Source organism: Burkholderia sp. AU18528 (genome assembly GCF_002223215.2).
In the GTDB taxonomy this organism is placed as follows: domain Bacteria; phylum Pseudomonadota; class Gammaproteobacteria; order Burkholderiales; family Burkholderiaceae; genus Burkholderia; species Burkholderia semiarida.
This window is the reverse complement of the sequence record NZ_NKFC02000008.1, coordinates 256,414-262,424: the sequence shown is the minus strand read 5'-3', so window position 1 is coordinate 262,424 and position 6,011 is coordinate 256,414. Positions and strand designations below refer to the sequence as shown.

Below are 6,011 nucleotides of genomic sequence, written 5' to 3'. Positions count from 1 at the left end.
ACCTGTTACTGTTTTCGGTTCCGTAGAACCGGTCGCTCACTCAAAGCTGACAGGAATATGAATCACTTCATAAACCTGACTTACTTTAGTGTGAGACTCTTGATACTTTCGCTATCTGATCCGAGGATCAGCTCGCTTTCATCAAGCGCCCACACTTATCGGCTGTTAATTTTTAAAGAGCGTTTCTGCGAGGAATCTGAGACTCTTCGGCAGCGCTGCGTTTTCAGCAGCAGAGAAGCGAGATTATGAACCGTGTTTCGCAGCTCGTCAACAACTTTCTGAACGACTTCGTTGCGACCGCGGGGCTCACCTTCCTGCGCCGCTGCGGCTCGTTACCACCGAACCTCAACAGCACCGCTTCCCTTCCTCCCGCACCGCGTTTCCGTTAGCGCGAAAGAGGCGTGATTCTAAGCACCCGCCCCCATCCGTGCAAGCTCTTTGTGAAGAAACTTTGAAAAGGCCTCCGTGCGCTGTCGCGCACGGAGGCCTTGGGCTCGACGGGCCGGAAAGGACAACGCGCGCCGCCCTCCAAAGATATGACGAACACCTCTCTTTCTTCCGTATATAGAAAGAGGCGGAACGGGCGAGGAACCTGGCGCGGTCGAGTATCATGCCGCGACCGAACCACGCACTCATATCGATGATGGACAGCACGACTCAACCCGGCGACACCGACCTTCGCGACGAATATGCAGCCCTGCGCGAGCGTGCGATCCAGCTGGAACAACAAGTCCCGCCGCTTCTGCAACGCATCTCGGACATGTTGCCACGCATCAGCGGCGAATCCGAACTCGCGGACACGTATCGCGAGCAGCTCGTCGGCGCGCGCAATGCGGCGCTGGTCTCGATCGAAAACTATCAGCAGGCGATTCCATTCCTGCAAACGGCCGACTCGATCATCGAGCAGCTGGACAAGGCGCCCGAGCGCGACGAAGACATCGAGTGGCGGGAATCGCTGCTGCAACGGCTGGACGAACTGATCGACGTCGCGGTCGTGATGATCGACGATGCGGACAGCTACTTCGAGCACGCCCAAGCCTGCGACCTGTCCAGCGTGCCGAAATCCATCCTCGAGGATTAAGCAGGCTCAGCCGGAATCACGCGGTGCACGAGCTTCACGTCGTGCCCGCCGACAGCCGTTCTCATCCTCCCGCACGAAACGGCTTCCCCGCGATCGCCGCCTGGCCCGGAACCGCGCGTCGCCGCTACGGCGCATCCAGCACGATCGTCTCGCTCATCATCGGCACGCGGATATAACCGCCCGCCGCATCGCCATACGCATGCGCGTTGCCGTCGATCACGTATTGCGCCGTCAACGCGCACAGGGCAGCGTCTCGCGCATCGACGGAACGCAGCGTCGACACATCGATCCCCAGCCGCTCCAGCAATTGCCGACGCTGGTTGCGCTTCTGCTTCGCCGACGCCACGGCCTTGCCCAGCATCGCGCAGGTGATCGCATACGGATAGGTTTCGAAACTCGCGCGCCCGCCCGCGTAGCGCGCGTCGGTCAGTAACGGATAGGCGTGCGCGAGTGCACGGTAGACGCGCTCGCCCATGAACATCCAGTCGAAGAAGCCCGACGTGCTCGCGATGGCCTGCTCCCGCGACGGCGTCGGAAAGCACGAGATCCGTTCGCGCGCGAGCGCCTGTTCGGCCGCGCGACGGCCGCTCCCCGTCCACCACAGGCTCGGCGCGTCGACCCCGACGGCGATGACATCATGGGCGAGGCACAGTGAAGGCAGCGACTCGGGCGCGACCCGCGCTTCCTGGCAGACGATCGTCGAGCCACGCAGGATCACGAGATCGCACAGCTTCCTGTCGCCGCCGACGTCGACACCCGCCACCGCGGCCGGTTGCCGTGCGGCGGATCGGGCCGATCGCATGCGCGCGCCTCAGTCCGCCGGCCGTGCGGCGTACGCGGCATCGAAGATCGCCTCGAGACCGGGATGAACGCCGCGCATCGGATCGACGACCGACTTCGCCCAGTCGAAGTACGCCTGCTTGCGTTCGAGCGGCCAGTCCGCGGGCGGATGCCGGGCGATGTCGCGCAGGTTGCAGATCTTGTCGGCCAGCTTCACGAGCTTCGCGCGCCGGCTGATGGTGGCGGCGTGCTCGACCTGCAGACGCTTGCGCTCGTCCTTCGGCAGCGACTTGTCGTCGGTGACTTCCATCACGATGTCCGCCACGTCCTTGCCGAACAGCCGCAGCAACTCCTGCTCGGTCGTCTCCGTATCCTCGACCGTGTCGTGCAACACGGCCGCGACGATCACACGCTCGTCCTCGATGCCGGCCTCGTTGGCCAGCACGTCGGCGAGCGCGATCGGATGATTGATGTACGGCGACGCCTCTTCATCCTTGCGTCGCTGATTGCGATGCTTGTCCGCCGCGAACGCAATCGCGGCTACCAGCTTCTTCATATTCTCACCCCTCGTGTGGCCAGACCCGCGACCGTTGAACCGGCCGCGTGCGTTTCGGAACCGCTCATACTACCTGTACGCGACGCCCGTTCCAGTGCGCGGGTATTCCGACGCGCCCCGCATCACGCGCCGGCCGGCGCGCGCTGCAACTCGACCACGTTGACGCGCGCGCCGAATACGTCCCTCACGAGCGGCAACAGGTGGTCGTGGTGCGTCAGAAACAGCACCTGGGTGCGCGTCGACAGATCGCGCAGCGCCTCGAGCCCCGCCCTCGCACGCGCATCGTCGAAATTGATGAACAGATCGTCGGCGACGAACGGCAGCGCCGTGCGGCTGCCGAGCTGCAACTCCAGCGCCGCGATCCGCAGCGCGAGGAACAGCTGATCGCGCGTCCCTTCGCTCAGCCCCGCGACCTCGACCGACGTTCCCCGCGTGCGCCGTGCATACAGCGCGGGCGGCGTCCGCTCGGTATCGACGGTCAGCTTCGCGAATTCACCCAGCGTGAGCCCGGCGAAAATCTCGCCCGCGCGCCGGAGCATCGGCCCCTGCTTCTGGTCGCGGTAGCGATCCGTCGCCCACTTCAGCAAGCGGCTCGCCGTGGCCGCTTCCAGATACTGTTCGGCCGCGTCGCCCATCGCCGCCAGCGCCTCCTGCCGTTTCGACTCGGCGACGGCCGCGCTCGCCTGGCCGTCGATCGCGCCGAACGCCTGGTCGGCCACGACCTGCTGCTGCGCCAACTCGTTCAGCCGCTTGCCGATATCGGCCAGCGACTGCTTCACCGCTTCGAGATGCGCCGGCACGTCGGCAATGTCCTGTTCCGCCACCTCGGCCTCGACGGCGGACCGGGAAAGCCCGTCGCCGTCGCGCACCAGCGCGTCGTGCGCGGCATCGACCGCCTGCCGAAGCTGGCGCTGGCGATCCGAGCGCTCGGCCAGCGGCAGCGCCGCGTCGATCGACGCGACGCCGGCCAGTTGCAGCAGCGGCTGGATGCGCGCGTCGGCGCCCGCCACCGCGGCAGCCGCGTCCGCGACCTTGCCGTCGGCCTGCCGCACGGCCTCGTCGGCACGATCGATCGCACGGGCGATTTCCCTGGCGGCCGCGAGGCGCATCGTCAGCCGGCGCGCCACGTCCAGCCAGTCGCCGCTCGCCAGCCATTCCGGCGCGAGCGCTTCGGCAAGCCGCCGTGCGCCGGCCTCGAGCGCGTTCAGCTCCGCGCGGATCGCGGCAATCCGGTTGCGCGGCGCGTCTGCATCGGCCAGTTCGGCCGTCACCGTGTTCGCAAGCCCAAGCGCACCTTCCGCCGCGGCCAGCGTCGTCGCGCTCGCGGACAGTTTCGCGTCGGCCAGTGCGTCGCGCCATTGCGCTTGCCACGCGTCGTAAGCCGTTTGCGCGTGATCGACCCGCGAACGCGCGGTCGCGCACCCGCGTTCGGCCTCCCGCGCACGATCGTCCAGGCTGTCCTTCTGCGCGGCCGCTTTCTCGGCCGACTGGACGAACGTCTCGGCGACGGCGACGAGCGCGACCAGCCCGTCCGACTCGCCGCCTCGCGATACCTTCGACAGCGCCGCACGCAGCGCGGCTTCCGCGCCGGCGCGGGCAGCGCGCATCGTGTCGAATTCACGGCGCTGCCGATCGAGATCGGCCTGTGCGGCGAACACCGCATCGCGCTTCGCGAGCCAGTCGCCCATCGCCGCCAGCGGCATGCCGGGCACCGCGGCCGCCGTCGCGAGCGCGGCCCATGCGTCACGATGCGCGGCGAGCTCGCGCTCGCGTTCGTCCAGCGCGGCCTGCCTGCGTGCAACGCCGGCACGCGCCGATTCGACCTGCTGGCGCAGCGACTGCAGCGTCGCCGCGGCCTGGGTCGCGCCGAGTTGCGCATCGACGAGCTCGTCGGCCAAGCGCATCGCGTCGTCGAGCGCCGGTGCGCCCGCGGCGAGCTCGACGGCGCCGCTGCGAATCTCGCCCCACGCGCCGTCGCGACGCGCACGCGCCGCCAGCACGTCGGCGGTCGTGACGACCTTGTGGTTCTCCGCGAAATGCTTCTCCTGCAGTTCGAGCCGTTCGAGCTCTTCGAGCGCGCCATCCCGCGCGTCGCGCGCGGCAGCAGCCGCGCTGGCACGTTCGCTGTCTTCCTTGAGCAGCGCGCCGAGCCGCGCCGCCGACGGCACGTCGAGCGCACGCAGCGCATCGACCGGCATGCGCCACTGGCCGAGCGCGTCGAGCGCGCCGGCCAGCGTGCGTTCGGCGGCCGCGATTTCATGCGCCAGCGCCTGCTCGCGCGCGCCGCTGTTGCGAAAGCCATGCGCATCGGCCAGCGCCGCGCGCAACGCTTCCGGCACGTCGACGGTCGACAGGCGCGCTTGTTGTTCCCGCACCTGCGCCAGCTCGCGTGTGCGCTCGTCGAGCGATTCGCGCGCGCCGGCGAGCGCCTGGTGCAGCGCGCCGTGTTCGCGCAGCAGGTTCGCGACGGTCTTCAGCGACAGCGCCGTCGGCAACGCGGCGCGCAGCGACGCTTCGTCCGCCGGCCAGCCGAGCTGCGCGGCCGCCGACAACGCGGCGGACAGGTGCCGCTCGACGTCCGCGCCGAGCAACAGCAGATCCTGCGCGTGATTCGTGCACGCCGAGCGCAGCCGATCGAGCGCCTCGATATCGGCTTCGAGCGCCAGCGTGTCGGCGTCCGCGGCGATCGCATCGCGCGCCTGCCGCTTCGCGAGGAGGTCGGCCCGCCGCTCCTCGAGCACCTTCTGCTCGGCCGCGAAATCGCCCTGCGCCTTCAGCAGATCCGCATACGCGGTCGGCGGCAACTCGATCACCGCGCCCAGTTCGGCCAGCGCCGCGTCCTTGACCGTCAGCTCCTTCAGGTACGGCGCGAGCCGCCGCACGCGTTCGAGCTTCGAGCGCAGCGCTTCGAGCCGGCGCTGTTCCGCCCGCGCCTGCTCGATCTGCTGCTCGACCGCTTCGCGCGCTTCCTTGCGATCGACCCAGTCGCGCGTGCGCACCTGGACCGTCTTCAGTTCAGCCACGGCTTCGTTGAATGCGGTTTCGGCCAGCGCAAACGCGCTGCCGCTGCGGCGCGGCGCCCACAATTCGAGCGCGCGCGCGTCGAGCTCCTCGCGCACCGGCCCGAGGCTGCCAACGCCGGCAGCCGATTCGAACAGCACCTGGCCGAGCTTGTCCGATGCGTCGAGAATGCTGCGCCCGCCATCGACCAGCCGCCCGTGATCGAGCCCGAACATCTGCTCGAAGAATTCGCGCGTCGCGCCGTCGAGAATCGACGCCAGATAGTCGTCGGGCAGCTTGTCGTCGGCAGGCGTGCGCAACGGACTGCGCCCGCGCGCACGGTGGAACACGAATTCGCCCGCACCGCTCTCCAGCACGCCGCCGATCCGCAGTTCGGGCGTGCTGTGCAGGAAATCGAGCGGCGTCTGCAGCTTCATCCCGAACAGCAACTCGGACACGGCCGTGCGGATCGTCGACTTGCCGGCCTCGTTCGGCCCGACGATCACATGAAAATCCTCGCCGGCCGACGGGAAACGCAGCGTCTCGTCGGTGAACTTGCCGTACTTGATCAGATCGAGCTGGCGGATGCGCATC

At 68.1% G+C, this 6,011-nt stretch carries 4 protein-coding genes; 1 reads left to right on the top strand and 3 read right to left on the bottom strand.

Features of this window, described 5'->3' with window-relative positions; translation table 11 throughout:
* The first annotated feature begins 643 nt into the window (after nt 1-643).
* Nucleotides 644-1,081: an ATPase gene (locus CFB52_RS30650; RefSeq protein ID WP_226226106.1), complete on the top strand. Its 438-nt coding sequence runs from the start codon at nt 644-646 to the stop codon at nt 1,079-1,081.
* A gap of 124 nt (nt 1,082-1,205) precedes the next feature.
* On the opposite strand, the gene CFB52_RS30645 is transcribed toward CFB52_RS30650, so the two are convergent.
* From CFB52_RS30645 to CFB52_RS30635, 3 genes are all read right to left on the bottom strand, one after another.
* A complete protein-coding gene (locus CFB52_RS30645) occupies nt 1,206-1,883 on the bottom strand; it encodes a DUF429 domain-containing protein (protein WP_099318321.1) in 678 nt (225 codons plus the stop codon).
* A gap of 9 nt (nt 1,884-1,892) precedes the next feature.
* Nucleotides 1,893-2,417 carry an HD domain-containing protein gene (locus CFB52_RS30640; RefSeq protein ID WP_059583821.1) on the bottom strand — a complete coding sequence of 175 codons (525 nt, stop codon included), beginning with the start codon at nt 2,415-2,417 and terminating at the stop codon, nt 1,893-1,895.
* Between the two features lie 122 nt (nt 2,418-2,539).
* On the bottom strand, nt 2,540-6,010 hold the full coding sequence (locus CFB52_RS30635; protein WP_099318320.1) for a YhaN family protein: 3,471 nt from the start codon (nt 6,008-6,010) through the stop codon (nt 2,540-2,542).
* Nucleotide 6,011: the final 1 nt, after the last annotated feature.